Raw genomic sequence first — 2,223 nt, 5'->3', positions numbered from 1 at the left:
GCGACACGGTGGCGTGATTCGCTGCAGGCAGGATCGGCCTGGAGGGTGATTTGAGGGGATCGGGMGAGAGAACGGGCGCGCTGGTCAGCTATGTGGACTTGGAGACGCGGGTGCGGAAGAACCATCCGCTGCGGTTGATCCGGGTGGTGATGGCGCTGGCCGTAGGCGATCCCTCATTGAAAGGAGGCGCCCATGTCGCGCCGGAACACGCCAGYGCGCGATTGGCAGGCCGAAATCTATCAGAAGCATTCCCAATGGATCGCCCGCCATCATGAGGCGCCGCCCGCGCGGAGCGTCGGCGGATTGGACAATAAGGACGGCAAGCTCTTTCCTTCAGCCTCTCTAAATCCGGCTCGTTCGAGCCCGGGAATGTCAGGATTTCCGTGTGCGGGCGGCGGGTTGAACATCAGGCCGCCATGGCCCTGGTGAAGCGCTCTCCGAAGATGATGGCGAACTGAGCTTTGGCCATGACCCACTCACGGGGCGCGATCTTCCACTCCTTCTCGGAGCGGTTCAAGACGAGGAAGAGGAGCTTCATCGCGGCCTCGTCGGTCGGGAAGTGGCCTCTGGCGCGGTCTGCGCGGCGCAGCTTGGCGTTGAGAGCCTCGATGGCATTGGTCGTGTACAAGATCCGGCGTACATCGAAATGAAAGGCATAGAACGGCACGACCTCGCTCCAGGCGCGTCGCCAGCTCTGGGCGATGGCCGGATAGCGGCGGCCCCAGAGGCTATCCTCGAAGGCGCGTAGTTCCGCTTCACCGGCTTCGGCGTCGACGGCCCGGTAGATCATCTTAAGCGCGGCGGCGACGGGCTTGCGGTCCTTGTACGACACGAAGTCGAGGCCGTGTCGCAGCAGATGAACCGTAAGCGCGTAGCCGGCACCGTTCAGGATTTGAAGTTCCAGGGCATGAGTTGGTCGATCTGAGAGATGGGCCAGCAATTGGCGATCCGTTCGAGCGTTTGGGTCAGCCAAGCAAGCGGATCGACATTGTTCATGCGGCAGGTCTGGAGGGGCGTCGCGATCGTCGCCCATGTGCGCCCGCCGCCGTCGCTGCCGGCGAAGATCGCGTTCTTCCTGACGACGGTCTGAGCCCTGATGGCACGCTCGACGATGTTGGAGTCAATTTTGACCCTGCCGTCGACAATGAAGCGCTCGAGGACCTGGCGTCGTGCGATCGCATAACGGATCGCTTCTGCGAGCTTCGATTCTCCGGGGATACGGCGCAGCTCGACTTCCCATAGCGCGAAGAGCTCCGCGACGATCGCTGCCGACCGCTTCTGCCGGCCGGCGGCACGGATTGCCGGATCCTGGCCGCGGATTTCGTCCTCGACCTTCCACAGGCCGGCCATAAGGTCACGGACTGCGTGGCGACCCGCGACATCCCGCTGACATGCAGCTCATAGAAGCGGCGGCGTAGGTGTGCCCAGCAGCCGGCGAGCGTGACGGTCTCGTTGGTGCCGGCCTTCGCCTTAGCCAGTTGGCTGTAGGCGGCGTAGCCGTCAACCTGCAGGATGCCGGCGAAGCCGGCCAGATGTCGCGCGACGCAATCTCCTCCGCGGCTACACTTCTGAAAATTTCAGCCCTCCGCTCAAATGGTATGGCGCGTTGCCGGTGATAAGCACTTCCAAGGTCAAAGAGATTAGCAGGACGGCGGCGTYGACGGCGGGACCCTGGATTGGCTGGGGATTCATGATCTGAGCGATCCCATCGTGCACGGCGCTGCCAGCGCCCCCTGCGAAGATCAACATCGCTGCCACGAAGCTCCAGAAATAGAGCTCTCGTCCAAAGCCCAGCTGATGCATAGCGTTCGCCGGCCGTCGCGCTGCGACGATGCCATACAACAATGCAATCTCGGTCGCCGCGCCCATGACCGAGTGTATCGCCTCCGCGTACATTGCGGAGCTATTTGTCACGTAGGCTGCGGAAAACTTTAGCGTCGCGACGAGTAGGTCTGCTCCCATGGCCACCACCGCAATCCGTGAGTGACCTGCGAAGTGTGGCTGTGCGGCGAAATCGACTCCGCGAAACAGACGAACTTGGCAGCGACCTAGCCGTAGAATTCCCATTCATTTTGAAAACGCCGGTCGAACAGGCGAACCTGTAGGACGCACACAGATGCTCAAGCAGAATAGCGGCGCGGTCTCCTCCGGGTATTGGCCTGCCCCCATCAGGTGGCCCGGTTTAAATCTAATGCATAGGGGGCTTGCCGGCCACGGTTGAGT

General features: G+C 62.2%; 1 protein-coding gene and 3 pseudogenes. 1 reads left to right on the top strand and 3 read right to left on the bottom strand.

Translation table 11 applies throughout. The annotated features are described in order from the left end of the window. Positions 1–50 precede the first annotated feature (50 nt). Positions 51–164 (top strand): annotated as a pseudogene (locus AC1DVA_RS27835) (IS5/IS1182 family transposase); the annotation flags it as partial. A 242-nt stretch (positions 165–406) separates the two neighbouring features. On the opposite strand, the pseudogene AC1DVA_RS27830 reads toward AC1DVA_RS27835, so the two are convergent. The 3 genes and pseudogenes from AC1DVA_RS27830 to AC1DVA_RS27820 form a co-directional block, all read right to left on the bottom strand. Next, positions 407–862: pseudogene (locus AC1DVA_RS27830) on the bottom strand (transposase); the annotation flags it as partial. A gap of 23 nt (positions 863–885) precedes the next feature. Further along, positions 886–1,562: pseudogene (gene tnpC / locus AC1DVA_RS27825) on the bottom strand (IS66 family transposase); the annotation flags it as partial. Beyond that, complete coding sequence (locus AC1DVA_RS27820) at positions 1,561–1,962, bottom strand: cation diffusion facilitator family transporter (RefSeq protein ID WP_476808040.1); 402 nt, start codon at positions 1,960–1,962, stop codon at positions 1,561–1,563. The gene AC1DVA_RS27820 and the pseudogene tnpC, both read right to left, overlap by 2 nt. Between the last annotated feature and the right edge of the window lie 261 nt (positions 1,963–2,223).

The organism is Allobosea sp. P4_C6 (assembly GCF_056402015.1).
Note: the sequence above shows the minus strand (reverse complement) of the source record. Positions and strands in the feature narration are given on the sequence as shown.